Source organism: Luteimonas sp. MC1572 (assembly GCF_016615815.1).
In the GTDB taxonomy this organism is placed as follows: domain Bacteria; phylum Pseudomonadota; class Gammaproteobacteria; order Xanthomonadales; family Xanthomonadaceae; genus Luteimonas.
In genome coordinates this window covers 2,051,338-2,075,679 of sequence record NZ_CP067112.1, presented here as the reverse complement: position 1 = coordinate 2,075,679, position 24,342 = coordinate 2,051,338, and the positions used below count along the sequence as shown (strand labels likewise).

General features: G+C 71.0%; 28 protein-coding genes, 2 tRNA genes and 1 other RNA gene. 20 read left to right on the top strand and 11 right to left on the bottom strand.

Features of this window, described 5'->3' with window-relative positions; all coding sequences use genetic code 11:
* Window positions 1–4 precede the first annotated feature (4 nt).
* Window positions 5–709 carry a protein phosphatase 2C domain-containing protein gene (locus JGR64_RS09465; protein ID WP_182820453.1) on the bottom strand — a complete coding sequence of 235 codons (705 nt, stop codon included), beginning with the start codon at window positions 707–709 and terminating at the stop codon, window positions 5–7.
* Between the two features lie 227 nt (window positions 710–936).
* Window positions 937–1,027: transfer RNA gene (locus tag JGR64_RS09460), tRNA-Ser, on the bottom strand.
* A gap of 106 nt (window positions 1,028–1,133) precedes the next feature.
* Between JGR64_RS09460 and JGR64_RS09455 the strand changes: the two genes are divergently transcribed.
* On the top strand, window positions 1,134–1,541 hold the full coding sequence (locus tag JGR64_RS09455; RefSeq protein WP_199373100.1) for a DUF6165 family protein: 408 nt from the start codon (window positions 1,134–1,136) through the stop codon (window positions 1,539–1,541).
* Here JGR64_RS09455 and JGR64_RS09450 read toward each other — a convergent pair.
* Window positions 1,517–2,593 (bottom strand): glycosyltransferase family 9 protein, encoded by a 1,077-nt coding sequence (locus JGR64_RS09450; RefSeq protein ID WP_233348045.1) that lies wholly within the window; start codon window positions 2,591–2,593, stop codon window positions 1,517–1,519. The genes JGR64_RS09455 and JGR64_RS09450 overlap by 25 nt on opposite strands.
* Before the next feature lie 18 nt (window positions 2,594–2,611).
* Between JGR64_RS09450 and JGR64_RS09445 the strand changes: the two genes are divergently transcribed.
* The 6 genes from JGR64_RS09445 to JGR64_RS09420 are packed head-to-tail and all read left to right on the top strand — an operon-like array spanning window position 2,612 to window position 6,337.
* Window positions 2,612–3,373 carry a 3-deoxy-D-manno-octulosonic acid kinase gene (locus tag JGR64_RS09445; protein WP_199373099.1) on the top strand — a complete coding sequence of 254 codons (762 nt, stop codon included), beginning with the start codon at window positions 2,612–2,614 and terminating at the stop codon, window positions 3,371–3,373.
* Complete coding sequence (locus JGR64_RS09440; protein WP_199373098.1) at window positions 3,373–4,131, top strand: MBL fold metallo-hydrolase; 759 nt, start codon at window positions 3,373–3,375, stop codon at window positions 4,129–4,131. Before JGR64_RS09445 ends, JGR64_RS09440 begins: the two co-directional genes overlap by 1 nt.
* Window positions 4,128–5,162, top strand: a complete 1,035-nt coding sequence (gene moaA, locus JGR64_RS09435; RefSeq protein WP_199373097.1) for a GTP 3',8-cyclase MoaA — start codon at window positions 4,128–4,130, stop codon at window positions 5,160–5,162. Before JGR64_RS09440 ends, moaA begins: the two co-directional genes overlap by 4 nt.
* A 1-nt stretch (window position 5,163) precedes the next feature.
* Window positions 5,164–5,670, top strand: a complete 507-nt coding sequence (gene moaC, locus JGR64_RS09430; protein WP_199373096.1) for a cyclic pyranopterin monophosphate synthase MoaC — start codon at window positions 5,164–5,166, stop codon at window positions 5,668–5,670.
* Window positions 5,667–5,912, top strand: coding sequence for a MoaD/ThiS family protein (locus JGR64_RS09425; RefSeq protein ID WP_199373265.1), 246 nt, complete (start codon window positions 5,667–5,669; stop codon window positions 5,910–5,912). The genes moaC and JGR64_RS09425 overlap by 4 nt, the downstream gene beginning before the upstream one ends.
* A complete protein-coding gene (locus JGR64_RS09420; protein WP_199373095.1) occupies window positions 5,909–6,337 on the top strand; it encodes a molybdenum cofactor biosynthesis protein MoaE in 429 nt (142 codons plus the stop codon). Before JGR64_RS09425 ends, JGR64_RS09420 begins: the two co-directional genes overlap by 4 nt.
* A gap of 8 nt (window positions 6,338–6,345) precedes the next feature.
* On the opposite strand, the gene ffs is transcribed toward JGR64_RS09420, so the two are convergent.
* An RNA gene (gene ffs / locus JGR64_RS09415) (signal recognition particle sRNA small type) lies at window positions 6,346–6,442 on the bottom strand.
* A 52-nt stretch (window positions 6,443–6,494) separates the two neighbouring features.
* Window positions 6,495–6,587, bottom strand: a tRNA-Ser gene (locus JGR64_RS09410).
* A 143-nt stretch (window positions 6,588–6,730) separates the two neighbouring features.
* Here JGR64_RS09410 and dnaX point away from each other — a divergent pair.
* From dnaX to JGR64_RS09390, 4 genes are all read left to right on the top strand, one after another.
* Window positions 6,731–8,533: a DNA polymerase III subunit gamma/tau gene (gene dnaX / locus JGR64_RS09405; protein WP_199373094.1), complete on the top strand. Its 1,803-nt coding sequence runs from the start codon at window positions 6,731–6,733 to the stop codon at window positions 8,531–8,533.
* A gap of 1 nt (window position 8,534) precedes the next feature.
* Window positions 8,535–8,855, top strand: a complete 321-nt coding sequence (locus tag JGR64_RS09400; protein ID WP_199373093.1) for a YbaB/EbfC family nucleoid-associated protein — start codon at window positions 8,535–8,537, stop codon at window positions 8,853–8,855.
* 34 nt (window positions 8,856–8,889) lie between these two features.
* Window positions 8,890–9,486, top strand: a complete 597-nt coding sequence (recR, locus tag JGR64_RS09395) for a recombination mediator RecR (RefSeq protein WP_199373092.1) — start codon at window positions 8,890–8,892, stop codon at window positions 9,484–9,486.
* 63 nt (window positions 9,487–9,549) lie between these two features.
* Entirely contained in the window at window positions 9,550–9,897 is a 348-nt protein-coding gene (locus JGR64_RS09390) for a histidine triad nucleotide-binding protein (RefSeq protein ID WP_199373091.1), read from the top strand.
* 27 nt (window positions 9,898–9,924) lie between these two features.
* On the opposite strand, the gene JGR64_RS09385 is transcribed toward JGR64_RS09390, so the two are convergent.
* From JGR64_RS09385 to JGR64_RS09370, 4 genes are read right to left on the bottom strand one after another with little or no spacing between them, the layout of a single operon-like run.
* On the bottom strand, window positions 9,925–10,410 hold the full coding sequence (locus JGR64_RS09385; protein WP_199373090.1) for a Slp family lipoprotein: 486 nt from the start codon (window positions 10,408–10,410) through the stop codon (window positions 9,925–9,927).
* Window positions 10,411–10,451: 41 nt separating this feature from the next.
* Window positions 10,452–12,458, bottom strand: a complete 2,007-nt coding sequence (locus JGR64_RS09380) for a DUF3488 and transglutaminase-like domain-containing protein (protein ID WP_199373089.1) — start codon at window positions 12,456–12,458, stop codon at window positions 10,452–10,454.
* Window positions 12,391–13,359, bottom strand: coding sequence for a DUF58 domain-containing protein (locus JGR64_RS09375; RefSeq protein WP_199373264.1), 969 nt, complete (start codon window positions 13,357–13,359; stop codon window positions 12,391–12,393). The genes JGR64_RS09380 and JGR64_RS09375 overlap by 68 nt, the downstream gene beginning before the upstream one ends.
* A 17-nt stretch (window positions 13,360–13,376) precedes the next feature.
* Window positions 13,377–14,303, bottom strand: a complete 927-nt coding sequence (locus JGR64_RS09370) for an AAA family ATPase (protein ID WP_199373088.1) — start codon at window positions 14,301–14,303, stop codon at window positions 13,377–13,379.
* A 73-nt stretch (window positions 14,304–14,376) separates the two neighbouring features.
* Between JGR64_RS09370 and JGR64_RS09365 the strand changes: the two genes are divergently transcribed.
* The gene (locus JGR64_RS09365) at window positions 14,377–16,233 is read left to right on the top strand and encodes a glycosyltransferase family 39 protein (RefSeq protein ID WP_199373087.1); all 1,857 of its coding nucleotides are present in this window, start codon (window positions 14,377–14,379) and stop codon (window positions 16,231–16,233) included.
* Between the two features lie 38 nt (window positions 16,234–16,271).
* Here the strand turns inward: JGR64_RS09365 and JGR64_RS09360 are convergent, their stop codons facing one another.
* Both JGR64_RS09360 and JGR64_RS09355 read right to left on the bottom strand, forming a co-directional pair.
* Window positions 16,272–16,844, bottom strand: coding sequence for a Maf family nucleotide pyrophosphatase (locus JGR64_RS09360; protein WP_199373086.1), 573 nt, complete (start codon window positions 16,842–16,844; stop codon window positions 16,272–16,274).
* A 5-nt stretch (window positions 16,845–16,849) separates the two neighbouring features.
* Window positions 16,850–17,212 (bottom strand): hypothetical protein, encoded by a 363-nt coding sequence (locus JGR64_RS09355; protein ID WP_199373085.1) that lies wholly within the window; start codon window positions 17,210–17,212, stop codon window positions 16,850–16,852.
* A gap of 134 nt (window positions 17,213–17,346) precedes the next feature.
* Here JGR64_RS09355 and JGR64_RS09350 point away from each other — a divergent pair, with 134 nt between their 5' ends.
* The 8 genes from JGR64_RS09350 (at window position 17,347) to JGR64_RS09315 (ending at window position 24,329) form a co-directional block, all read left to right on the top strand.
* Window positions 17,347–17,865, top strand: coding sequence for a YceD family protein (locus tag JGR64_RS09350; RefSeq protein ID WP_199373084.1), 519 nt, complete (start codon window positions 17,347–17,349; stop codon window positions 17,863–17,865).
* Window positions 17,866–17,892: 27 nt separating this feature from the next.
* Entirely contained in the window at window positions 17,893–18,087 is a 195-nt protein-coding gene (rpmF, locus tag JGR64_RS09345; RefSeq protein ID WP_199373083.1) for a 50S ribosomal protein L32, read from the top strand.
* A gap of 107 nt (window positions 18,088–18,194) precedes the next feature.
* Window positions 18,195–19,205, top strand: a complete 1,011-nt coding sequence (locus JGR64_RS09340; protein WP_199373082.1) for a beta-ketoacyl-ACP synthase III — start codon at window positions 18,195–18,197, stop codon at window positions 19,203–19,205.
* Window positions 19,206–19,388: 183 nt separating this feature from the next.
* Entirely contained in the window at window positions 19,389–20,339 is a 951-nt protein-coding gene (gene fabD, locus JGR64_RS09335; protein ID WP_199373081.1) for an ACP S-malonyltransferase, read from the top strand.
* Window positions 20,340–20,467: 128 nt separating this feature from the next.
* Window positions 20,468–21,211: a 3-oxoacyl-ACP reductase FabG gene (gene fabG / locus JGR64_RS09330; protein WP_199373080.1), complete on the top strand. Its 744-nt coding sequence runs from the start codon at window positions 20,468–20,470 to the stop codon at window positions 21,209–21,211.
* Between the two features lie 115 nt (window positions 21,212–21,326).
* Entirely contained in the window at window positions 21,327–21,566 is a 240-nt protein-coding gene (gene acpP / locus JGR64_RS09325) for an acyl carrier protein (RefSeq protein ID WP_182820475.1), read from the top strand.
* Window positions 21,567–21,676: 110 nt separating this feature from the next.
* Window positions 21,677–22,912 carry a beta-ketoacyl-ACP synthase II gene (fabF, locus tag JGR64_RS09320; protein ID WP_199373079.1) on the top strand — a complete coding sequence of 412 codons (1,236 nt, stop codon included), beginning with the start codon at window positions 21,677–21,679 and terminating at the stop codon, window positions 22,910–22,912.
* Between the two features lie 40 nt (window positions 22,913–22,952).
* Window positions 22,953–24,329, top strand: coding sequence for an aminodeoxychorismate synthase component I (locus JGR64_RS09315; protein WP_199373078.1), 1,377 nt, complete (start codon window positions 22,953–22,955; stop codon window positions 24,327–24,329).
* The last annotated feature ends 13 nt before the right edge of the window (window positions 24,330–24,342 follow it).

Genomic DNA, 24,342 nt, shown 5'->3' with positions numbered 1-24,342 from the left:
CGGGTCAGTGCCGGCGCACCAGCACCACGGTGACGTTGTCCGAGCCGCCGCCGTCGAGCGCCGCGGCCACCAGGCCGTCCACGCATTCCTGGGCGCTGCACTCGGTATGCGCGAGCACCCGGGCGATGCCGTTGTCGTCGACCTCCTCGGTGAGGCCGTCGCTGCACAGCAGCAGCTGCATCCCCGGCGAGAGTTCGCCCGACATAGTCTCGACGTTGAGCGCCTGAGGGTCGGTCACGCCCAGCGCCTGGGTCACCACATTGCGGTGCGGATGGCTGCGCGCCTGGTCGATGCTGATCGCGCCCTGGCTGATCAGCTCCTGCACATAGCTGTGGTCCTGCGAGAGCTGCGCCAGCTTGCCTTCGTGCCAGACGTAGACGCGGCTGTCCCCGACCCACGCGACCTCGAAGCGATTGCCGGTGATGCGCGCCGCGACCACCGTGGTGCCCATCGGAAGTGCGTCCTGGCGCTTGCGCGAGGCGCTGATGATCTCCTCATCGGCGATGCGGATCGCCTGCGGCAGCGGCGTCCCCTGGCGGGTCTCGCGCACGATCGCCTCGCGGGCGAGCGCGCTGGCGACCTCGCCGTACTCGTGGCCACCCATGCCGTCGGCGACCAGCCAGAGCCCGAGCTCGCTGTCGCCGTAGTACGTGTCTTCATTCAGCTCGCGCCGCAAGCCGACATGGGTGAGGTGGCCGAATTCAATCATGCGCGGGCCGATTCGGCTCCCGGGGTTGCTGTCAGGAAGAACGGCGTCGGCGCGCGCAACAGGTCAGCGGGCATGCGGTCGGGATGGGATGAGGGATGGAAGGATGATGGCATAGGGTGGTGAGCGGAACTTCATGCGCGAACAGCCACTTGCGGAACGAGGCTTGACTCGAGTACTCCGCCTGCGCCAGATACGCAAAAACCCCCTTGCGGGGGCCTTTGCGTATCTGGCGGAGAGGGGGGGATTCGAACCCCCGAGGCGCTATAAACGCCTGCCTGATTTCGAGTCAGGTACATTCAACCGCTCTGCCACCTCTCCGGGTGCCCGACCGCGAGGGCCGGGGGCGCAATGATACGGGTCGCCGGCGGGGGCCACAAGACGAACGCGTACACTGGCCGCCCCTGACGTCCGTAGCCAGAGACCCATGTCCGAAATTTCCGTCCCCGTGTCGTTCGGCGAGCTGCTCGACAAGATCGCCATCCTGCAGATCAAGTCCGAACGCATGACCGATCCGGCCAAGCTGGCCAATGTGCGCAACGAGCTGTCGGCGCTGGAGAAGACCTGGATGGCGCATCCCGCCGCCGGTGGCGACATCGTCCGCCTGCGCGCCGAACTCAAGGCGGTCAACGAGCGCCTTTGGGTGATCGAGGACGACATCCGGCTCAAGGAGAAGGCCCAGGCCTTCGACGAGGAGTTCATCGGCCTGGCGCGCAGCGTCTACGTCCAGAACGACGTGCGCGCGCGGATCAAGAAGGACATCAACCTCGCGCTCGGTTCGAGCTATGTCGAGGAAAAGTCGTACGAGGATTACGGCCCGGGCGTGGCCGGCTGACCCATGGTGGCGCGGCAGCGCTCGAATGCGTCGATGGCATCGTCCACCGTGACCAGGTCCATGACGCCGTCGGCCTCGATCTTGGTCCCCCAGGCCAGTTCCGCGGCGGGCTTACCCAGGTATCTCCGCGCCGCGTCGTCGTAGCGGTCGACGCAATAACGGATGTCGGAGTAGGGGCCGCTCCGCCGCGGATCGGTGGCGGCGTGCAGGCCGAGCACCTTCGCGCCCATGGCGTTGGCGATGTGCATGGGGCCGGAGTCCGGCGTCATGACCAGGTCGGCGCGGGCCAGCAGTGCGGGCAGCTGCTTCAGCGTGTCCTTGCCGATCAGGTCCAGCGCGGGCGCACGCATCGCGGCGAGGATGGCGTCGCCGGTGTCGCGTTCGAGGGCGCTGCGACCACCACAGAGCACGATCCGCCAGCCGCGCTCCGCGGCATGGTCGGCGACGGCCGCGTAGCGCTCGGCGCGCCAGTTGCGGCGCGCGTGGCTGGAGCAGGGCGAGATGACCAGCGTCGGCACCCCGTCACGCGGCCACTGCGCCTCGGCCCAAGCGTGCGCGTCATCGGGTACCGGCAGCCGCCATTCAACCTTGTCGCGGGCCACGCCAAGGGGCTCGCTGAAGCTGCCGAGCACGTCGAGCACGTGCGGGCCGGCGTCGCCCCGGATGCGCTCGTTGACGAACAGGCCGTGCAGCTCCTTCGAGCGGGCGCGGTCGTAGCCGACCCGGCGACGCGCCCGCACGCAGGTGGACAACAGGTTGGCGCGCAATGCGAGCTGCATCAGGAGCAGCGCGTCGAAGCGGCGCCCGGCAAGCTCGCGGCGCAGGGCGCGCATTCCGCCGACGCCGGTCTTCTTGTCGTAGACGATGAACTCGACGCCCGGCAGGCCCTCGAGCAGGCGCTGCTCGCCCTTGCCGATGATCCAGGTGATGGCGACCTCCGGATCCGCAGCCTGCAGGGTGTGGACCAGCGGCAGCACGTGGGTCACGTCGCCCAGCGCGGACAGGCGCAGCAGGCAGATCGAGCGGGGCGATGCAGGCGTGGGGGCTGACAAGCTTGTTAGACTCGGTTGATGGCCATTTTCGATGCCACCGAGAGCCTGACGCCGTTCCGCGCCGGACCCCGGGAACGTGGCGTCGGGTCGATTCTGTTCGACCAGACGCAGCTGCGGCAAGCCGACCCGCGCTGGTTCGACCCTGAAGCCTGGGGCGCGCGCGCCACGCCGGTGTCGGGCAGCGGTCGCGGCGGCGCGTGGTTCATCGAAGGCGCCAGCCACGGACCCTGCGTATTGCGCCACTACCTGCGTGGAGGCCTGGCGGCGGCGGTCAGCCGTGATCGCCACCTCTGGCGTGGCGTCGACCGCGTGCGCAGCTTCGCCGAGTTCCGGCTGTTGCGGGAGCTGCGCCGGCGCGGCTTGCCGGTGCCGGAGCCGATTGCGGCGTCGTACCTGCGCGAAGGCATCTGGTACCGCGCGTCCATCCTGATGGCGCGCCTGGTGGGCGTGCGTTCGCTGGCGGCGCTGGCGGCGCAGGAGCAGGGCGAAGCGCCCTGGGAGGCGACCGGCGAGCTGATCGCGCGTTTCCATCGCGAAGGCCTCGACCATGCCGACCTCAACGCGCACAACATCCTGTTCGACGAGGCGGGGCGGGGCTGGCTGATCGACCTCGACCGTTCGCGCATGACCATCCCGGCGACCGCCTGGCGCACGCGCAACCTGGCGCGGCTGGAGCGCTCGCTGCTCAAGCTGCGCGGCGAGCGCAGCGAAGAGGCGGTGCGCGCCGATTTCGCCCGACTGCGCGCCGTCTACGACAAGCGCTGGGCACGGGGCATCTGATGGCCTGGTCGCTGCGCTTCCAGGGCGTCGGCAACGCGTCGGCGGTGGCGCTCGGTTCGCCGATGGCCACGCTGGAGCGCGACGGCGCGCCGTGGCTCGCGATCGACTGCGGCGCTGAAGGGCTGACCGCCTACCTGGCGCACTACGGCGCGCCGCCGCCGGCGCTGTTCGTGACCCATGTGCACCTGGATCACGTGGCGGGCTTCGAGCGGCTGTTCGTGGCCAACTATTTCGATCCCGCGCGGCGCGGGCGCACGCCGGTGTATGTGCCGGTCGACGTGCTGCCGCTGCTGCACCGGCGCATCGCCGAATACCCCAACGCGCTGGCCGAAGGTGGCGCGAACTTCTGGGATGCGTTCCGCGTGGTGCCGGTCGGCGATGCGTTCTGGCATGACGGCGTGCGCCTGGAGACGTTCGAGGTGCGCCACCACTGGCCGCGCAGCGCCTACGGGCTGCGCCTGCGCGGCAGCCTGGCGTGGAGTGGCGACACGCGGCCGATCCCGGAAGTGCTCGCTGCCATGGCCGGCGAGGGCGAACTGGTCGCCCATGACTGCGGCCTGCATGGCAACCCTTCGCACAGCGGCATCGCCGACCTCGAGCGCGAGTATCCGCGTGAGCTGCTCGCGCGCTGCGTGCTCTACCACTACGCCAGCGAGGCCGATGGCGACGCCATGCGCGCCCGCGGCCATCGCGTCGCACGCCCGGGTGAATTGCTGGCATTGGCTGATCCGCGGCCGCATCCGGCACTGTCGCCATGAGCGCCCTGCTGCAGCCGCACGCCCTGTCTCCGGCGATGCCGGCCGATCGCCTTGGCCGGCCGCTGCGCGAACTGCGCCTGTCGGTGATCGACGCCTGCAACTTCCGCTGCGGCTACTGCATGCCGGCCGACCGCATTGCCGACGACCACGGGCTCGACGCCGCATCGCGGATGTCGTTCGACGAGATCGAAACGCTGGTGCGCGGCTTCGCGCGGCTCGGCGTGCACAAACTGCGCATCACCGGCGGCGAGCCGCTGCTGCGCCGGGACCTGCCTTCGCTGGTGGCGCGCCTGGCGCAGGTGCCCGGCATCGACGACCTGGCGTTGACCACCAACGGCTCCCTGCTGGCGCGGCACGCGCACGCGCTGCGCGCGGCCGGGCTGCAGCGGATCACGGTCAGCCTCGACGCGCTCGACCCGACGCTGTTCCGCGCGCTGAGCGGCGGCCGCGGTGAGGTCGCCGATGTGCTTGACGGCATCGCCGCGGCGGAGGCGGCCGGCTTCGGCAGCCTGAAGCTCAACTGCGTCGTGCAGCGCGGGGTCAACGATGGCGAAGTGGAGGCGCTGGCCGCGCGCTTCCGCGGCACGCCGCACGTGTTGCGCTTCATCGAGTACATGGATGTCGGCACCTGCAACGACTGGCAGCCCGCGCGCGTGGTGCCTTCCGCCGAGCTGCATGCGCGGCTGCACGCGCGCTGGCCGCTGCGGGCGCTGGATGCGCAGTACCGCGGCGAAGTCGCGGTGCGCCATGCCTGGGCGGATGGCGCGGGCGAGATCGGCTTCGTCAGCGCGATCAGCGCGCCGTTCTGCGGCGACTGCCACCGCGCGCGGGTGTCCGCCGATGGCCGTCTCTACACCTGCCTGTTCGCCGCGGACGGGGACGCGCTGCGTCCGCTGCTTGCCGGTGGCGAGACCGCGCTTGCCGGACATGTTGGCGGCCTCTGGGCACGGCGCGCGGACCGCTACAGCGAGCTGCGTGGCAGTCCGGCCGCCACGCGGCGTCACGTTGAAATGTTCCTCATCGGGGGCTGAGATGACGCGCAGCGCCAGGGGCCTCACCCACATCGACGCCGAAGGCCGCCCGGGCATGGTGGATGTCTCGGCCAAGGTGGCCACGGCGCGCGAGGCGATCGCCGGCTGCCGCGTGCGCTTTCCGGTGGCGGTGGCGGCACAGCTGCGCGCCGACGGGCTGCGCAGCGCCAAGGGCGGCATCGTCGACACGGCGATCATCGCCGGCACCATGGCGGTCAAGCGCACCCACGAGCTGATCCCGTTCTGCCACCCGCTGCCGATCGATGGCATCCGCATCACCATCGATTGGCATGGCGAGCGCGAGCTTGCGATCGAATGCGCGGTGAAGACGGTGCACCGCACCGGCGTCGAGATGGAGGCGCTGACCGGCGCCGCCATCGCCGCGCTGACGGTTTACGACATGTGCAAGGCGCTGTCGCACGCGATCGTGATCGGTCCCGCGCGCCTGCTCGGCAAGCGCGGCGGGCGCCGTGACGTCGGCCGAGGCACGGCTCCGGACGCGCGCTGATGGCTCGCGTGACGCTGCTCTATTTCGCCAGCCTGCGCGATGCCGCGGGCGTCGGTCGCGAAGACGTGGAGAGCCCAGCCGCGGACCTGCGCGCACTGTATGCCGAGGCGCAGGCGCGGCACGGCTTCGCGCTGCCGGTCGATCGCCTGCGGGTGGCGGTGGACGGCGCGTTCGCGCGCTGGGACGACGCCCCGGTCGCGGGCAGCGAGGTCGCCTTCATCCCGCCGGTGTCCGGCGGATGAGCGGCGGCGCGCGGTTCGCGATCGCCGACGCGCCGTTCGCGGTCGCGCCGCTGCGCGACGCACTGCTGGACCCACATGCCGGCGCGTTCGCCAGCTTCGAAGGTTGGGTACGCAACCACCACGGCGGCCGCGCGGTTGCCGGCCTGCGCTACGAGTGCTATCGCGCCCTCGCCGAAACCGAAGGCGAGCGCATTCTTGAAGAAGCAGAAGTTCGCTTCGCCATCACTGGCGCGTGCTGCGTGCACCGCGTCGGCGAACTGGCGATCGGCGAACTGGCGGTCTGGGTGGGCGTGGCTGCGGCGCACCGCGACGCGGCATTCGACGCCTGCCGGTTCGTCATCGACGAGGTCAAGGCACGGGTGCCGATCTGGAAGCACGAACGCTACGCCGACGGCGATGCCGGCTGGCTGCATCCGGGGTCCTGAAGGAGGCAACCCCGCCGGCTGACCTCGGCGCCCGCGTCGATCGATACCGTTGCTGCCTTCCGGCCCTGGCGGGGTTTTCGACCTAGCGTCGCGAGGGGCCGACGGGGCCACCACGGAAACCTGCGACCGCGTGCGATGCCCGGCACGCGGGTAGAACTGGCGGAGAGAGGGGGATTCGAACCCCCGAAGCGCGGTTTAGACGCTTACACACTTTCCAGGCGTGCTCCTTCAACCACTCGGACACCTCTCCGCACCTGGCCCGCGCTTCACGCCTGTCCATGGAATGGGGGCTCGGGGGCGGCAAGTCTAGCCGCCAGCCCGCGCGCGGACAAGGAAAACCGCTCGCGCGCCCGGCTCGGCGGCCGCGCCGGATGCGCGTGGCAGAATGGCGGCATGTCCTACCTCGTCCTCGCCCGCAAGTGGCGCCCGAAGCGGTTCGCCGAGCTCGTCGGCCAGGAGCACGTGGTCCGTGCGCTCACCAACGCGCTCGATTCCGGCCGCGTCCACCACGCGTTCCTGTTCACGGGCACGCGCGGGGTGGGCAAGACCACCATCGCGCGGATCTTCGCCAAGAGCCTGAACTGCGAACACGGCGCGTCCAGCGATCCCTGCGGGCAGTGCGAGACCTGCCAGGCGATCGACGCCGGCCGCTACATCGACCTGCTGGAGATCGACGCCGCTTCCAACACCGGCGTCGACAACGTCCGCGACCTGATCGAGAACGCGCAGTACATGCCGTCGCGGGGGCGCTACAAGGTGTACCTGATCGACGAGGTGCACATGCTCACCAAGCAGGCGTTCAACGCCCTGCTGAAGACGCTCGAAGAGCCGCCGGAACACGTCAAGTTCCTGTTCGCCACCACCGATCCGCAGAAGCTGCTGGTGACGGTGCTGTCGCGCTGCCTGCAGTTCAACCTGAAGCGCCTGGACGAAGCGCAGATCGGTGGCCAGATCGACAAGATCCTGGGCGCCGAGGGCATCGCCGCCGAGCCCGGCGCGGTGCGCCAGCTGGCGCGCGCGGCCGACGGCAGCCTGCGCGACGGCCTGTCGCTGCTCGACCAGGCGATCGCCTACACCGGCGCCGGCGAAGGCCGCGGCAGCCTCACCGACGACGCGGTGGCGACGATGCTCGGCACGGTCGACCGCACCCGCGTGGCGACGCTGCTCGCGGCGCTGGCCGCGAGCGACGGCGCCGCGCTGATGGCGGAAATCGAAGTGCTGGCAGGTTATTCGCCGGACTGGGCCAGCGTGCTCGAGGCGCTCGCGGCGGCGCTGCACCGCATCCAGGTGCGGCAGCTGGTGCCGGGCAGCGAGGTCGACGGCGAAGGCATCGACGTCGAGGCGCTGGCGGCCGCGCTGCGCCCGGAGCTGGTGCAGCTCTGGTACCAGATGGCGGTTTCGGGCCGGCGCGACATCGGCATGGCGCCGAGTACCCGCGCGGGCTTCGAGATGAGCCTGCTGCGCATGCTGGCGTTCCGGCCCGGCGAGGGCGGGGCAGCGGCATCGGGGAGCGAGGCCGCCGGTGGGCGTGCCAGCGGCGTCTCGGCCGCGGCAGCTGCGCGCGCCGCGCTCGGGGCTGCAGCACCGGCATCGCCGGGTACATCGCCCCCGATGACTGCGTCCGCACGCGAACTGCCGCCGCCGGTCGCGCGTAGCGGATCGCCTGCCGCATCTGCGGCGCCGGCGGCTCCGGCGGCGCACGCCGCGCCGGTTCCGATCGCGACGGCTGCCGTCACAGCCGCACCCGCACCTGCACCCGCACCCGCACCCGCCCGTTCAGCGCCGGCGCCCGCCATCGACCACGACCAGTGGCCGGATCTCGTCGCCAGCCTCGGGTTGCGCGGGCCGGTGCGCGAACTCGCAGCCAGCTCGGCCTTCGTCGGCCATGAGCAGGGCGTGCTGCGCCTGTCGCTGCCCGCGGCCGACGAACACCTGCGCGCGCCGTTCCTGGTGCAGCAGCTCGCCGACGCTCTTGGCGCACGCTGGGGCAGCGCCCCGGAGATCCGTTTCGAATCGGCCACCAGTACCGCGGCCGGCGAAACCCTGCACGCGCGCAACGAGCGCGTGCGCGACGAGCGCCAGGGCGCTGCCGAGAGCACGTTTCTCAACGACCCCGACGTGCAGCGGCTGATGTCGCAACACGGCGCGCGGCTCGTCCCCGATTCGATCCGCCCCCTAGAAGACCAGGAGCACTGACATGCGTGGAAACATCGCCCAGCTGATGCAGCAGGCGCAGAAGATGCAGGAGAACCTGCAGAAGGCGCAGGAAGAACTCGCCAATGTCGAAGTCACCGGCAGCGCCGGCGGCGGCATGGTGGAAGTCACCCTGACCGGCCGCAAGGAGTGCCGCAAGGTGCGCATCGATCCCAGCGTGCTGTCGGATCCGGAGATGGCCGAAGACCTGATCGCCGCGGCGTTCAACGATGCCAGCAACAAGGTCGACGCCGAATCGCAGTCGCGCATGGGCGCGGCCACCGCGGGCATGGCGCTGCCGCCCGGCATGAAGATGCCGTTCTGACCACGCGCGACCTCCTGATACGCGCCTGCCGCCGATGAGTGCACCGCTGCTCGAACAGTTGGTCGAGGCGTTCCGCGTGCTGCCCGGCGTGGGCCCGAAGACCGCCCAGCGCATGGCCTACCACGTGCTCGAGCGCGGGCGCGACGGCGGGCGCCGCCTCGCCGCGGTGCTCGCCGATGCGGTGGAACGCATCGGTCACTGCACGCGCTGCCGCGACTTCAGCGAACAGCCGCTGTGCACGACCTGCTCCAGCGCCGCGCGCGACGTCCAGCTGCTGTGCGCGGTGGAGTCGCCGGCCGACCGGCTGGCGATCGAACAGGCCACCGGCTACCGCGGCCTGTATTTCGTGCTGCAGGGCCGGCTGAGCCCGCTCGACGGCATCGGCCCGCGCGAACTCGGCCTGGAGCAGCTCGCCGCGCGTCTCGCCGAAGGCGAGGTGCAGGAACTGATCATCGCCACCAACCCGACGGTGGAGGGCGAGGCCACCGCGCACTACCTGGCGCAGCTGGCGCGCCAGCACGGCGTGCGCCCGAGCCGGCTTGCGCACGGGCTGCCCTTGGGCGGCGAGCTGGAATACGTGGACCGCGGCACGCTGTCGCACGCGTTCGGGTCGCGCAGCGAAGCCGGCTGAGCGGAGCGTCCGCGGGCTTCGGGCTACGATGCCCGCATCCATCCGGCATCCGGGGCCCGCGCCATGTCCACCATCTTCCACAAGATCATCAACCGCGAGATTCCCGCGGACATCGTCTACGAGGACGAGCACCTGCTCGCGTTCCGCGACATCGCGCCGCAGGCGCCGGTGCACGTGCTGTTCGTGCCCAAGGTCGACGTGGCCACGCTCAACGACCTGCCGCGCGAACAGCCGGAACTCGTGGGCCGGCTGGCGCTGGCCGCGGCGGACTACGCGCGCCGCGAGGGCTTTGCCGAAGACGGCTACCGGATCGTGATCAACTGCAACGGCGACGGCGGGCAGACGGTGTTCCAGCTGCACCTGCACCTGCTGGCCGGTGCGCCGCTCGGGCGCTTCGGCACGACGCTCTGAGCGCGCCTGCCCGCCCGCGCCGGGCGCTTACCAGTAGCCCCACCACGGCCACGGCGCCGGGCGGGTGATCACGTTGATGTGGTCGCGCTTGGGCCACAGGTAGACGACGTCCGCCGCGACCTGCGGGAAGCGGTAGTCGTAGCCGCCGATCTTGCGGGTTTCGTATCCGCTGATGCGCCCGGTGAAGGTGACGTCGCGGTTGCGCTCGAACACCGCCGGGTCGTAGAAGCCCGCACGGCAGGCGATGAACCGCCCGCCGGTGTCGTCGCCAGCCCAGTACGGCCGGCCATAGTGGTCGAGGCGCGCGGACACCATTTCAAAGCAGGTGCTGTCCGGGCGTGGTTCCACCTGGACGATGCGCCCGCCCCAGCGCACGACGGCGCCGGTGGCTTCCCCGGCGGCGGCGTCGCGCGGCGAGAGCGGGTTGAACTCGCCCTGCAGCGGATGTGGCTGCGACGCGCAGGCCGCAAGCAGCAGCGCGGCGGCCATGGCGATGAAGGGACGGATGGTCATGCGGATCTCCGGCGTTGCTTGGGGTTGCACGAGGGCGCCTGTCAGGGGCGATGGGCGCGCAGGTCGTGGACCAGCGTGCGGGCGTCGCCGCCGCGACCGCGAGCGTACCGCCATTCCGCGAAACGCGCGCTGAGGGCGACCAGCGCAGTGGACTGCGGACGCAGCGCAAGCACCCGCGCGCTCCAGGCGTCTGCGGTCTCGTGCGGGCGGCGACCGAGGCCGAGGCGGGCATAGCGCGCGCCCAGCCGGTGCCAGGCGCGCAGCACGGGGTCGCGCTCGCGTTCGCCACGCGCGACCAGCCACAGCATGGCCGCCAGCGCGGCGCCGCCGATGAGCGCGAACAGCGCCACCAGCTGGCTGCTGCCGAGGTCGCCGCCACCCAGCGGACGCAGCAGGCGTTGCTGGCGGGCGGCGTCGAAGCCAAGCACGAGGTCATTCCAGCCGCGGCGCATCCAGTCGCCGACGTCGTACATCGGTGCCAGCGCCCGCAGCCCGGCGGGGCCTCCCGAGGCGCGGTCGGCGAGGGTGTCGTAGATGCGCTCCGGCGCGACCGCGGCGGTCGGGTCGACGCGCACCCAGCCGCGCCCGGGCAGCCAGACTTCGGCCCAGGCATGGGCGTCGGAGCGGCGCACGATCCAGTAGCCACCAAAGGGGTTGCGGTAGCCGCCGGCGTAGCCGGTGACGACACGGGCGGGCACGCCGGCGGCGCGCATCAGCACCACGAACGCCGAGCTGAAGTGTTCGCAGAAGCCCTGTTTCTGGTCGAACAGGAACTCGTCCACCGCGTGCCGTCCCGGCAGCGGCGTGCTCAGCGTGTAGCCGAATTCGGCACCGATCCAGGCGAGGGCGCGCTCCACGATCGCCGCGTCGTTGCCGCTGCCGGCCTGTGCGCGCCAGTCCCGCGCCAGTGCGATGGTGCGCGGATTGAAACCATCCGGCAGGCGCAACGCGGCGGCGCGCAGGGTGCCGCGCAGGTCGGGCTCGAAGGCCACCGGTGCGGCCGAGGTCATCCGCCAGCGCGTGGTGGCCGACAGTGGCCGCTCCGTGCGCAGCATGTGGTCGATCGACGCCTGGGCGCCGTCCGGCACTTCGGTTGGCAGCTCGAGCGCGACGAGTTGGCGGCGGTCCGTCGCCTCGACTTCCAGGTCGTAGCGGTAGCGCCGTGGCCCATGGGTGACGGGTGCCGCCGGCAGGCCGCGGAACCACGGCGAGGTGGTCCATTCGCGGCCGTCGTAGTTCCACAGCACCGGTCCGCGCCAGTACATCTCCGAGGTCGGCGGTGCCGGGCCATCGAAGGCGACGCGCAGCGCCACGCTGTCGTCGTTCATGAGGTCGAGCCACTCGCCCGGCGCCATGGTGTCCGACAGGCCGGGGCGTGCGATGACGCGCTCGGGCACGCCCCACAGCGGCGTGGCCATGCGCGGGAACAGCCAGAATGCCGCCAGCGCGAGAGGCAGGCCGATCGCCACCAGGCGCAGCACCCGCGCCAGGCGCGGTGCCGGGGCCAGCACCTCGGGTTCGCCACTTTCCATTTCCGACAGGCGCAGCAGTGCGGCCAGCACCAGCACCGCGGCCCCGAGGCCGAGCACCAGCGACAGCGGTCCCTGGTCGAGCAGGAAGGTCGCGAACGGGGCGAACAGCGCGAACCCGAGCAGGCTGCGTGCATCGCGCAGCGTGGCGAGTTCCATCGGTTTCAGCGCCAGCATCGCGGCGAGCAGTGCGCAGCCGGTGTCGCGGCCGAATGCGAAGCGCGCATTGGCCAGCACCACCGCCACCAGCGCCAGCGACAGCACCAGGCGCAGCGCGGCCGGCAGCGGACGACGCCGCGAAGCGGCGGTGGCGACGCTGCCGGCCAGCGCAAGCCCGAGCGCGAGCGTGCCCGGCAGCTGCAGCAGGAGCGGCAACAGGCATGCGCCCGCGGCCGCAAGCGACCAGCCGCGCGCCTGCGCGTCGAGCGGCGCGCTGCGGGACGGTCGACGCCTAGCCAAGGTCGTTGTGCTCCGCGCCGGTTGCCAGCGGCAGCAGCGCGAGCGCGCGCAGGCAGGCATGGCGATGCGCCGCGCCGCGGCCTGGGCCGATCGCCGGCTGCTGCGCCAACTGCAGGCGCCAGCGTCGGCCTTCGCGTTCGGCCTGGTCGACCCAACGCGCCAGGCGGGCGATGCGGTCCTCGTAGGCCAGAGGGGCCAGCGCCAGCCAGTCCAGCACCACGTCGGCGCCCTGCGGCTGTTCGTATTCGCGCACCAGCAGCGTGTCGCGGCGCGCCGATGGCTTCCACGCGATGGCACGGCGCGCATCACCGCGGCGGTACGCGCGCAGGTGGTGGACATCGTCGCCGGTGGGCTGCAGGCGCGCCCGGGCGTTGTCGCCGTGGCCATGCGGCAGTGGCGGGTCATCGGTTTCCGGCCGCGGATAGACCAGCACATCGTCCGCGGGCCATGCGTACGCCCACGCGCGCGCCAGCCCCAGTGGGCGCGTGGTCGAGATCCGCAGGCGGCCGGGTTGCAGCCATCCGCGGCGCTGCGTCGGGAGCGCCAGGCGCGCCTCGCCGGCGCCGCCGCGCAGGGACAGCACGGCTTGCGCGTCACCGGCCTCGACGCGCAGGCCGCGTCGCGTGCGCCCCGGTTCGGCGCGCGCGTGCACGCGCAACAGCAGCGGCGTGCCCGCGGGTACCGGCTCGGCTTCCACGGCGACGATGCGCAGGCCCGACAGCTGCAGGTGCGCGACCAGCAGGCTGGTATTGCCGGCGCCGGCCAGCAGCAGGGCCAGCAGCAGCGCCGGGTTGTTGTTGTAATTGAGAGCGCCGAGCAGCATCACCACCAGCAGGGCGACAAAGAACGCACCGAATGCCGTGGGCAGCACGTAGATGCGGCGGCGGTCGAACGTGACCGGAAACGATTCGGGGCGACGCGGCCGCGCCAGCGCCTCGAGGCGTGCGCGCAGCCCGGCCAGGCGCCGCCTTGCCACCCTCAGTCGACCGCGACGGCGTGCAGGATCGCCTGCGCCAGCGTGGTGTCGTCGCCGGCATCGGCATCGCCCACCAGGCGATGCGCCGCCACCGCGCCGAACAGCCGCTGCACGTCGTCGGGCAGGACATGGTCGCGGCCAAGCAGCAGTGCATGCGCGCGCGCCGCGCGCAGCAGCGCGATGCCTGCACGCGGCGACAGGCCGACGCGCACGCCGGCATGGTGGCGGCTGCGCGCCAGCAGCGCCTGCACGTAGCGCACCAGGGCGTCGCTGGCGTGCACGGCGGCCGCGGCCTGGCGCAGCCGCAGCACGTCGTGTTCGCCGAGCATCGGCATGGCCTGCCCGATCAGCGCGCGGCGGTCGGCACCGGCAAGCAGCGCGCGCTCGGCGGCTTCGTCGGGATAGCCGAGGTCAAGGCGCAGCAGGAAGCGATCGAGCTGCGAGTCGGGCAGGGGATAGGTGCCGGCAAGGTCCACCGGGTTCTGCGTGGCGATCACGAAGAACGGCTGCGGCAACGCATGCGTGGTGCCATCCACGGTGACCTGGTGCTCCGCCATCGCCTCGAGCAGCGCGCTCTGCGTGCGCGGCGGCGCGCGGTTGATCTCGTCGGCCAGCAATACCTGGGTGAACACCGGGCCCGGGTGGAAGCTGAAGCTGCGCGCCTGCGCGTCATACACCGACACGCCGACGATGTCCGAGGGCAGCAGGTCGGAGGTGAACTGCACGCGCTGGAATCCGAGGCCCAGCGTGGCCGCCAGCGCGTGTGCCAGCGTGGTCTTGCCCAGGCCTGGCAGGTCCTCGATCAGCAGGTGGCCATCGGCGAGCAGGGCGGTGAACGCAAGGCGCACCGCCTGCTCCTTGCCCAGCACCAGGGAATTCACCTGCGCCTGTGCGTCTTGCAGGGCCTGCCGCAGGGCGTCGGTTAGCATGTCGTGGCTCACATGGTGTGCAGGCGTGCCCGGGTCCCGGGCGGATCATCGAGTCTAACGAGGTCGCTGGCGGATGCGGAAATCGATCGATGCGCGCGTGATCTTCATCGCGTTGTGGTGCGCGCTGCTGCTCCTCAAGGCGGCGATCGCCGTGCGCCTGCCGCTGTTCGTCGACGAGGCCTTCTACTGGCAGGAGAGCCGCCACCTCGCATGGGCGTACTCGGACCTGCCGGGGCTCACGGCGTGGATGATCCGGGTGGGCAGCATGGTCTTCGGCGACGGCGTGCTGGCGCTGCGCATGCCGTTCCTGCTGGTTGCCGCCGCGTTGCCGTGGTTGGTGGTCCGTATCGCAGCACGCGAATTCGGCGAGCCGCAGGCCTGGGTCGCGGGCATTGCCGCGCTGCTGCTGCCGCTGGCCGGCAGCCTTGGGCTGATGGCATTGCCCGACACGGCGATGGCGCTGGCGACGCTGCTGTGCCTGGATGCGGGCACGCGCATGCTGCGCGGCGTTGGCTACGGCGTGGTGCTGCAGTTCGCGCTGGGACTGGCAATCGGCGCGCTTAGCCACTACCGCTTCGCGGCGGTGGTAGGGGTGGGTTTCGTTGCGCTCCTGCTGCTGCCACAGGGCAGGCAGGTGCTGCGCGACCCGCGCGTGTGGATCGCGATCGCGTTCGGCGCCGCGGCATGGACCCCGTTGCTGGCCTGGAACTTCGAGAACGCCGAGGCGGGCCTGCGCTTCCAGTTGGTCGATCGCCACCCGTGGTCGTGGCATCCGGATGGCTTGTGGTTCATCGCGATCCAGGCGCTGCTGGCCACGCCGCTGCTGTTCGTCGCGCTGCTGCTGGCCGGCGTGCGCGGCGTGCGCGAAGCCAGCGAGCCGGTGCGGTTCCTGGCGCTGTGCGGGCTGCTGCTGGTGCTCGGATTCTTCGTGCTTGGGTTCTTTGCCGATACCGAGCGCGTCAGCTTCCATTGGCCGCTGCCGGGCCTGCTCGCGCTGCTGCCGCTACTGCCTGCGGCGCTGGCGCACTGGCGGCCATGGCTGCGTGCGGCGACCTGGGTGATGGCCGCGTGCGGCCTGGTCGTGGTGCTGGGCTACTACCTGGTGGTGTCGATGCCAGCGCTGCGCGCGCAGACCGCCACGCTGAAGTGGTACCCGTCGAACTTCGCAGGCTGGAATGAACTTGCCCACGCCGTCCGCGAGGAGCGCGCCGCCATGCCGGAGGGCACGCGCCTCGTCGCCGACAACTTCAAGGTCGGTGCCGAGCTTGGGTTCGCGCTCGGCAATCCGCGCATCGAAGTGCTCGAGCATCCGGTCAACCGCGACCACGGGCGTGCGCCCCAGCTCAGGCTGTGGGGGCTCGAGGCGAGCGGGGCGGTCGACCGTGGCGGCGATCCGGTGCTGCTGGTCGTGGCCGCCAACGAAGTCGAATACAAGCACCTGCTGCTGCGCTACCACGCGCTGTGCCGGCGGTTCGGACCGTTGCCGCCGCCGCGCGTGGTCAGCGTCGACCACGGCCGCACCCGCTTCCTGCTGTTCGCGCTCGGCCCACGCGCCCCGGACATGCCCGAAGGCGGCTGCACGCTGCCGGCGATGGCCTGGTTCGACAGTCCCGCGGCCGGTGCCCGTGTCGACGACCATGTCGCCGTGGCCGGCTGGGCGTTCAAGGACGGCGTGGGCATCGACCGCGTCGAGGTCACGCTCGACGGCCAGGTGGTGGCGACCGCGCAATACGGGCTCGAGCGGCCCCATGTCGCCGGCTACTGGGCGATCTCGACCGATCCCGCGCACCCGGCGGTCGGTTTCCAGGCCGATGTCATCCTGCCGGCTGGCCTGCAGGGCGTGCGTTGGCTTGGCCTGCGCCTGCACGGCAAGGACGGCAGCGTCGAGGACTGGCCGGAGCAGCGCATCGTGGTGGAAAGCGGCGACTGAGCGCCTGTGTGCGTCGCCGCGCCGCCGTGGTGCTGTGGTCAGGGTAGGACGTAGCCGGCCGCGCGCAGCAGGCGCGCGGTCGCGATCAGCGGCAGGCCGACCAGCGCCGTCGGGTCGCTGCTGTGGATGGCCTCGAAGAGCGCGATCCCGTAGCCCTCGCACTTGAAACTTCCGGCGCAGTCCCAGGGCTGCTCGGCGTCGACGTAGCGCGTGATCGCGTCGACGTCGAGGGCGCGCAGGCGCACGCGCGTGGTGTCGATTTCGGCGTGTACTGCGTCGCCGCCCGCCACGGCCACGGCGGTGTGGAAGACGACCTCGCGCGCCGACATCGCGAGCAACTGGGCGATCGCGGCGTCGCGTCCTCCGGCCTTGCCGATCGGCCGGCCGTCGAGTTCGGCCACCTGGTCGGAGCCGATCACCCATGCGTCGGGATGCGACGTGGCGACCGCTGCGGCCTTGGACTGCGCCAGGCGCATGGCCAGCGCTGCGGGAGCTTCGCCGGGGCGCGGGGTCTCGTCGACCTCGGGGCGGGCACATTCGAACGGCAGGCGCAGGCGCGCCAGCAAGTCGCGGCGGTAAGGAGAGGTGGAGGCCAGGACCAGGGCAGGCATGCGCATCAGCGCAGCGGCGCGCGTGCGCGCTCGATCCGCGACAGCTCCTGCTCGATGCGGGTGCGTGCGGCATCGATGGATTCACGCACCGTCGCCAGCTGGGCGAGCGAAGCGCTTTCGCCGTGCTGCTGCAGCCACAGGCGCTGGCGCAGCATCTCCTGCAGGGCGGCGCGCACCGGATCGACGGCATCGCCGGCGACCGCCTCGAACTCCGCACGCGCGGTGCGCAGGCGCGATTCCAGGGCATCGGCGGCGTCGAGGACCCCGGCCAGGGCGCGGCGCCGCCGGCCGCTGCCGGCCCGGCGCAGCAGCAGCCACAGGGCCGCGGCCAGTGACGCGAGTACAATCAGCAGCGGCGTCGGAGACACGCGGGAGCCCTCGGTTGCGGGCCAGCAGTCTGCCCGTTGCGGCACGGCCCGGGCAAATTGCCCCCGTGTACAAGGGGTTGGCCGGGATCCGCGGTTTGACAGGTGTCGGGGCGAGGCCTAACATTCTCCGGCTTATGTCTGCAGACGTGCCCGAGGTATTGGACGCTTGGCGCATGGTCGCGGCCCGGCGCGAGTTCGCTGGCCGCCTGCCGCTGTCCGCGTTTGCGCGGCTGGGCGACACGCTGGTCGATGCGGAAGGGGATGTCTCCTTCAGCCTCGGCTTCGATCGTGACGAGCTGCAGGTGCCTTTCGTGGAGCTGAGGATCGACGCGGAGTTGCCGCTGCTTTGCCAGCGCACCCTGCAGCGGTTCCTGTTCCCGGTCTCGGTGGTGCAGCGTCTTGGCCTGCTGCGGGACGGGGATGACGAGGAGGCCGCCGAAGCCGCGCTGCCGGAGGGCTACGAAGCCCTGCTGGTGGCCGACGACGGCATCGTGCGGCCCGCGGAGCTGGTCGAGGACGAGCTGATCCTGGCCGTGCCGGTGGTGCCCGTGGCACCCGGTTCGGAAAGCGTCGAGCGCGACTGGCCGGTTTCGGAAGATGAAGAAAAACGCGCCAACCCGTTCGCGGCGTTGGCTGACCTGAAAAAGAACTGACAACCCGGTTTCGTTTGGAGCACACCCATGGCCGTACAGAAGTCCCGCGTTTCCCCCTCCCGCCGTGGCATGCGCCGTGCGCATGACGCGCTGAGCGCCAAGCAGCTGTCCACCGACCCGACGTCGGGTGAGACGCACCTGCGCCACCACGTCACCCCGGATGGTTTCTACCGCGGTCGCCAGGTCGTGCAGCCGAAGGTCAAGATCGCCGAGGAAGATTGACCTCCCGGCCCGCCGCGCGGCGGCGGGCATGGCCATCGCGCGTGCGCTGAGCGCCGCGCGATCCGCCGGCATTGCCGGCGCCGGAACCAGTGAGGTCGATCCACCAGATGAGTGAGTCCGCAATCCCCGCGACGGCCCCAGCGCCGCGCATCTACGCGCGCATCGCGGGCACCGGCAGCTATCTGCCGGCCAAGGTGCTGACCAACGACGACCTTGCCAAGTTCGTCGACACCAGTGACGAATGGATCGCCAGCCGCACCGGCATCCGCCAGCGCCACGTCGCCGCCGAGGGCGAGACCACCGGCGACCTGGCCTACCACGCGGCCGTGCGTGCGCTCGAAGCCGCTGGCGTCGACGCCTCCGAACTCGACCTGATCATCCTCGGCACCACCACGCCGGACATCATTTTTCCGTCGACCGCCTGCCTGGTGCAGCACCGCCTCGGCGCCGACGGCTGCCCGGCGTTCGACGTCAACGCGGCCTGTTCGGGCTTCGTCTACGCCCTCAGCGTGGCCGAGAAGTTCATCACCTCGGGCGCCGCGAAGACGGCGCTGGTGATCGGCTCCGAGACGCTCACCCGCATGGTCGACTGGAGCGAGCGCACCACATGCGTGCTGTTCGGCGATGGTGCCGGCGCGGTCGTGCTCAAGGCCGATACCGAGACCGGCATCCTCAGCACCCACCTGCACGCCGACGGCGGCAAGAAGGAGCTGCTGTGGAACCCGGTCGGCGTGTCGGTGGGATTCAAGGAAAACGAGAAGAACGCCGGCGTGCGCATCCAGATGGCCGGCAGCGAGGTGTTCAAGGCCGCGGTCAAGGCGCTGGACGCGATCGTCGAGGAGACGCTCGAGGCCAATGGCGTCGACCGCCATGACATCGACTGGCTGATCCCGCACCAGGCCAACCTGCGCATCATCGAAGCCACGGCCAAGCGCCTGGACATGCCGATGGAGCGCGTGATCGTCACCGTCGACAGGCACGGCAACACGTCGTCGGGGTCGGTGCCGCTGGCGCTGGACGAGGCGGTGCGCTCGGGCAAGGTGCAGCGCGGCCAGCTGGTGCTGCTGGAAGCGTTCGGTGGCGGGTTCACCTGGGGCTCGGCGCTGCTGCGCTATTGAGCGCGCCGGTCGCGGTGCCGCGACCACACGTAAACCGCAGGGGCCGCGAGCGATCGCGGCCCTTTGCGTTGGTGCTCCTGCACGCCGCCGGCCACGCGCATCCGGCCCCGACAGTACGCACGGGTACAGACGGGGGAGGCGGTTCGCCCGTATCATCGCCCCGTTTTTGAACAGGACTCCCGCTTGACCGCTTCCACGCTCGCATTCGTCTTCCCCGGCCAGGGTTCGCAGTCGCTCGGCATGCTGTCGGGGCTCGGTGCACGCCATCCCGAGGTGCGTGACGCCTTCGCCGAAGCTTCCGAGGGCGCCGGCGTGGACCTGTGGGCGTTGTCGCAGGATGGCCCGGAAGACCAGCTCAACCGCACCGAGTTCACCCAGCCCGCGCTGCTGGCCGCCGGCGTCGCCGCCTGGCGCGCCTGGCAGGCGCAGGGTGGCGAGGCGCCGTCGCTGCTGGCCGGCCACAGCCTGGGCGAATACGCCGCCCTGGTCGCCGCCGGCGCGCTGTCGCTGGCCGACGGCGCGAAGCTCGTGCGCCTGCGTGGCCAGCTGATGCAGGACGCGGCGCCGGCCGGCACCGGCGCGATGGCGGCCGTGATCGGCGCCGAGGACGCACTGGTGCAGGACACCTGCGTCGAGGCCTCCGGCGATGCCGGCGTGGTCGTGCCGGCCAACTTCAATTCGCCCGGGCAGATCGTCATCGGCGGGCATGTGGCCGCGGTCGACCGCGCGCTCGAGCTGCTTGCGGCCAAAGGCGTGCGCAAAGTGGTGAAGCTCGCCGTCAGCGTGCCTTCGCACACGCCGTTGATGCGCGAAGCCGCCAACCGCCTGTCCGAAGCCATGTCCGGGCTCGCCTGGAATACCCCGGCGTTGCCAGTCGTGCAGAACGTCGACGCCGAGGTGCACGACGGCGTGCAGGCGATCCGCGACGCGCTTGTGCGCCAGCTGTACCTGCCGGTGCAATGGACCTCCTGCGTCCAGGCGCTGGCCGGCCGCGGCATCACGCGCATCGGCGAATGCGGCCCCGGCAAGGTCCTTACCGGGCTGGCCAGGCGCATCGAGAAGTCGCTGGACGCCCGTGCGCTCGGTGCGCCGGACGACTTCGACGCCGCCTTGGCGGAATGGAACAACAGCTGATTCTTTTGCCACGGATCCACGCGGATCACGCGGATCAAGCCGGACTGGTGTGCAGTGCCGCGATCCGATCCGAGTCATCCGCGTCAATCCGTCGCAAGAAACGCTCTGACTGATACAGGCAAGGACATATGACACAGGAATTGAAAGGCGAGATCGCGCTGGTGACCGGCGCGAGCCGCGGCATCGGCGCGGCGATCGCCGACCAACTGGCTGCGATGGGCGCCACCGTGATCGGCACCGCGACCAGCGAGGCCGGCGCGCAGGCGATCGGCGCGCGCCTGGCGGAGCATGGCGGCCATGGCCGCGTGCTGGACGTGTCGGTGCCGGGCGAAATAGAGGCGCTGGTCGACGCGATCGCCAAGGACATCGGCGCGATCTCGATCCTCGTCAACAACGCCGGCATCACCCGCGACAACCTGCTGATGCGCATGAAGGACGAGGACTGGCAGGCCATCCTCGATACCAACCTCACCAGCGTCTATCGCGCGTCCAAGGCGGTGATGCGCGCGATGATGAAGGCGCGCCGTGGCCGCATCATCAACATCGCCTCGGTCGTCGGCGTCACCGGCAATGCCGGCCAGGCCAACTACGCCGCCGCCAAGGCGGGCGTGATCGCGTTCAGCAAGTCGCTGGCCAAGGAAATCGGCAGCCGCGGCGTGACCGTGAACGTGGTGGCGCCGGGCTTCATCGCCACCGACATGACCCGCGACCTGCCGGAGGCTTCGAAGGAAGCGCTGGTCGGGCAGATCGCGCTGGGGCGCCTGGGCGAAGCGGACGACATTGCCCGCGCCGTCGCGTTCCTGGCCGGGCCGGGCGCAAGCTACATCACCGGCGAAACCCTGCACGTCAATGGCGGCATGTACATGCCGTGACACTGAAAGGCCAAGCGCAGGGCCCCGGGATCCGGGGGCCGCGCGCGGCAAGCAACGTCCCACCCGTTTCCCTTACACTATCCACCGCAACTGCCTCCACCGGAGCCGAATACCCATGAGCAGCATCGAAGAACGCGTCAAGAAAATCGTCGTCGAACAACTGGGCGTCAAGGAAGACGAGGTCAGCACCAGCGCCTCCTTCGTCGACGACCTCGGAGCCGACTCCCTCGACACCGTCGAGCTGGTGATGGCCCTCGAAGAAGAGTTCGAGTGCGAGATCCCGGACGAGGAAGCCGAGAAGATCACTTCGGTGCAGCAGGCCATCGATTACATCAAGGCCCACGTCAAGGCCTGATGCGTCCATTGCGGCCCTCGGCCGCAGCGTGACAACCCGGGGCCGCTGATGCGGCCTCGGGCGTTTTCGGCGCGCCGGTTGGCGGCGCGCGCAACCGTCCAGGAGTCCATATGTCCAAGCGTCGCGTCGTCATCTCCGGCCTCGGCATCCTGTCGCCGCTCGGCAATGACCTGGCATCGTCCTGGCAGGGCATCGTGGACGGGCGTTCGGGCATCGGCCCGATCACCAACTTCGACGCTTCCAGCTTTGCCACGCGCATCGCCGGCGAGGTCAGGGGCTTCGAGCCGACGCAGTGGATCGCGCCGAAGGACGTCAAGAAGATGGACCCCTTCGTGCACTACGGCGTGGCCGCGGCGATGATGGCGATCGCCGACGCGGGCCTCGACGTGGCAGCCGATCCCGAGCGCATCGGTGTCGCCATCGGCGCCGGCATCGGTGGCCTCAAGGGCATCGAGGAAACCACGCTCAAGTACGCCGAGGGCGGCGCGCGCAAGATCTCGCCGTTCTACGTGCCAAGCACCATCATCAACATGATCGCCGGCCAGGTCTCGATCATGACCGGCGCGCAGGGCCCCAATATCGCCGCGGTCACCGCGTGCACCACGGCCACGCACAACATCGGCCTGGCGATGCGCATGATCCAGTACGGCGATGCCGACGTCATGATCGCCGGCGGTGCCGAGTACGCCACCACGCCGACGTCGGTCGGCGGCTTCTGCGCGATGAAGGCGCTGTCCACCCGCAACGACGATCCGGCCGCGGCTTCGCGCCCCTGGGACGAGGGCCGCGACGGCTTCGTCATGGGCGATGGCGCCGGCGTGCTGGTGATCGAGGAATACGAGCGTGCCAAGGCCCGCGGCGCGCGCATCTATGCCGAGCTCGCCGGCTTCGGCATGAGCGGTGACGCGTACCACATGACCGCGCCCAGCGAGAACGGCGGCGGCGGCGCGCGCTGCATGCGCGCGGCGATCAGCGACGCGGGCATCGACCCGTCCGCCATCGGCTACATCAACGCCCACGGCACCTCCACACCGGCCGGCGACCTCGCCGAGACCATGGGCATCAAGAGCGTGCTCGGCGAGCACGCGCGCAAGGTCATGGTGAGCTCCACCAAGTCGATGACCGGCCACCTGCTCGGCGCGGCCGGCGGCGTGGAGGCGGTGTTCTCGGCGATGGCCCTGCATGCGGGCGTCATCCCGCCGACGATCAACCTCGACAACCCGTCGCCGGGCTGCGACCTCGACTATGTGCCGCACACCGCACGCCAGCAGCAGGTGGACATCGCGATGTCCAACTCGTTCGGCTTCGGCGGCACCAACGGCAGCCTGGTGTTCCGCCGCATCTGACGCGTCGCCGCCGCGTCCGCGGCGGCACCGGCCTGCCTGCATGCTGATTGCCCGTACCCTGCCATCCGGCGTCGACCTGCTGGCGCTGCAGCGGCGCACGCCCGCGCGCTTCCCGCTGCTGCTTGAATCGGTCGCGTCCGGCACCGCACAGGGGCGCTGGGACATGCTGCTCGCCGCCGACGGCGCCCGCATCACCCTCGGGAGCGACGGACACAGTCGGCGCGAAGACGGTCGCGTGGCCGGCGCCGGCTTCCTCGACGTGCTGGATGCCGACTGGCAGGCGCTGCGCGTGCCGCGCGAGGAGCCGCTGTGGCCGTTCCGCGGCGGCTGGGCGCTGCTGCTGGGCTACGAACTGGCGGCCGAGGTTGAGCCGGTGCTTTCGCTGCCCCCCGCGGAAGGCACGCTGCCGGTCGCGGTCGCCTGCCGCTGTCCCGCGGCGGTGCTGCGCGATCGCGCAAGCGGCGAGGTTGTGGCGGTGGCCGAGCGCGGACACGAGGCGCTGCTCGAGGCCATCGTTGCAGACGCCCTGTCTGCCGCCGTGCCGCCGCCGCTTGCCTGGCCCGGTGTGGTCGCCTGCGAGGAAGACGCCGGCGAAGCCTATCTGCACGGCGTCGCTCGCGCGCTCGACTACATCCGCGCCGGTGACGTGTTTCAGGTCAACCTGTCGCGTGGCTGGGACGTGCGCTTCGACGCGCCGCTCGAACCCGCGGCGCTGTACCAGCGCCTGCGCGTGGCCAATCCCGCCCCGTTCGCCGGCCTGTTCGACCTGGGCGATGCCGGAGCCGTGGTCAGCGCCTCGCCCGAGCGCCTGGTCTCGGTGCGCGGTGACCTGGTGGAGACGCGCCCGATCGCCGGCACACGTCCAAGGCTGCCCGGAGATGACGACGCCGGCCGCATCCGCGAGCTGGTCGGGCATGCCAAGGAACGCGCCGAGCACGTGATGCTGGTGGATCTCGAACGCAACGATCTCGGGCGTGTGTGCCAGGCGGGCAGCGTCGAAGTCGACGAGCTGATGGTCGTGGAAAGCTACGCCCACGTGCACCACATCGTCAGCAACGTGCGCGGCCGGCTGCGCGCCGATGCGACGCCCGGCGCCGTGCTGCGCGCGGTGTTCCCCGGCGGCACCATCACCGGTGCGCCCAAGGTGCGCTGCATGCAGGTGATCGCCGAACTCGAGGGGGTCGGCCGCGGTGCCTACACCGGTGCGATGGGCTGGTTGAACCGCGACGGCGACCTCGACCTCAACATCCTGATCCGCAGCGCCGAAGTCACCGGCGTGCAGCTGCGCTTCCGCACCGGCGCCGGCATCGTGGCCGATTCGGATCCGGTGCATGAACTCGACGAAACCCGCGCCAAGGCGCGCGGCATGCTGCAGGCGCTCGGCCTGACCGGCCATGCGGCCGGCAAGGTATCCTGAGGCCATGCTTGCA

What these genes read in the sequence shown, in the direction of transcription:
- JGR64_RS09365 (WP_199373087.1), top strand. Translation starts at nt 14,377, where the DNA reads ATGCGGAAATCGATCGATGCGCGCGTGATCTTCATCGCGTTGTGGTGC.
- fabF (WP_199373079.1), top strand. Translation starts at nt 21,677, where the DNA reads ATGTCCAAGCGTCGCGTCGTCATCTCCGGCCTCGGCATCCTGTCGCCG.
- JGR64_RS09465 (WP_182820453.1), bottom strand. Translation starts at nt 709, where the DNA reads ATGATTGAATTCGGCCACCTCACCCATGTCGGCTTGCGGCGCGAGCTG.
- JGR64_RS09400 (WP_199373093.1), top strand. Translation starts at nt 8,535, where the DNA reads ATGCGTGGAAACATCGCCCAGCTGATGCAGCAGGCGCAGAAGATGCAG.
- JGR64_RS09420 (WP_199373095.1), top strand. Translation starts at nt 5,909, where the DNA reads ATGAGCGGCGGCGCGCGGTTCGCGATCGCCGACGCGCCGTTCGCGGTC.
- JGR64_RS09350 (WP_199373084.1), top strand. Translation starts at nt 17,347, where the DNA reads ATGTCTGCAGACGTGCCCGAGGTATTGGACGCTTGGCGCATGGTCGCG.
- recR (WP_199373092.1), top strand. Translation starts at nt 8,890, where the DNA reads ATGAGTGCACCGCTGCTCGAACAGTTGGTCGAGGCGTTCCGCGTGCTG.
- acpP (WP_182820475.1), top strand. Translation starts at nt 21,327, where the DNA reads ATGAGCAGCATCGAAGAACGCGTCAAGAAAATCGTCGTCGAACAACTG.
- JGR64_RS09455 (WP_199373100.1), top strand. Translation starts at nt 1,134, where the DNA reads ATGTCCGAAATTTCCGTCCCCGTGTCGTTCGGCGAGCTGCTCGACAAG.
- JGR64_RS09385 (WP_199373090.1), bottom strand. Translation starts at nt 10,410, where the DNA reads ATGACCATCCGTCCCTTCATCGCCATGGCCGCCGCGCTGCTGCTTGCG.
- JGR64_RS09370 (WP_199373088.1), bottom strand. Translation starts at nt 14,303, where the DNA reads ATGCTAACCGACGCCCTGCGGCAGGCCCTGCAAGACGCACAGGCGCAG.
- dnaX (WP_199373094.1), top strand. Translation starts at nt 6,731, where the DNA reads ATGTCCTACCTCGTCCTCGCCCGCAAGTGGCGCCCGAAGCGGTTCGCC.
- JGR64_RS09315 (WP_199373078.1), top strand. Translation starts at nt 22,953, where the DNA reads ATGCTGATTGCCCGTACCCTGCCATCCGGCGTCGACCTGCTGGCGCTG.
- JGR64_RS09340 (WP_199373082.1), top strand. Translation starts at nt 18,195, where the DNA reads ATGAGTGAGTCCGCAATCCCCGCGACGGCCCCAGCGCCGCGCATCTAC.
- JGR64_RS09445 (WP_199373099.1), top strand. Translation starts at nt 2,612, where the DNA reads ATGGCCATTTTCGATGCCACCGAGAGCCTGACGCCGTTCCGCGCCGGA.
- rpmF (WP_199373083.1), top strand. Translation starts at nt 17,893, where the DNA reads ATGGCCGTACAGAAGTCCCGCGTTTCCCCCTCCCGCCGTGGCATGCGC.
- JGR64_RS09390 (WP_199373091.1), top strand. Translation starts at nt 9,550, where the DNA reads ATGTCCACCATCTTCCACAAGATCATCAACCGCGAGATTCCCGCGGAC.
- JGR64_RS09360 (WP_199373086.1), bottom strand. Translation starts at nt 16,844, where the DNA reads ATGCCTGCCCTGGTCCTGGCCTCCACCTCTCCTTACCGCCGCGACTTG.
- moaC (WP_199373096.1), top strand. Translation starts at nt 5,164, where the DNA reads ATGACGCGCAGCGCCAGGGGCCTCACCCACATCGACGCCGAAGGCCGC.
- fabG (WP_199373080.1), top strand. Translation starts at nt 20,468, where the DNA reads ATGACACAGGAATTGAAAGGCGAGATCGCGCTGGTGACCGGCGCGAGC.
- JGR64_RS09440 (WP_199373098.1), top strand. Translation starts at nt 3,373, where the DNA reads ATGGCCTGGTCGCTGCGCTTCCAGGGCGTCGGCAACGCGTCGGCGGTG.
- moaA (WP_199373097.1), top strand. Translation starts at nt 4,128, where the DNA reads ATGAGCGCCCTGCTGCAGCCGCACGCCCTGTCTCCGGCGATGCCGGCC.
- JGR64_RS09380 (WP_199373089.1), bottom strand. Translation starts at nt 12,458, where the DNA reads ATGCCTGCCTGCGCGCGCTCGCGCTGCTGCCGCTGGCAACCGGCGCGG.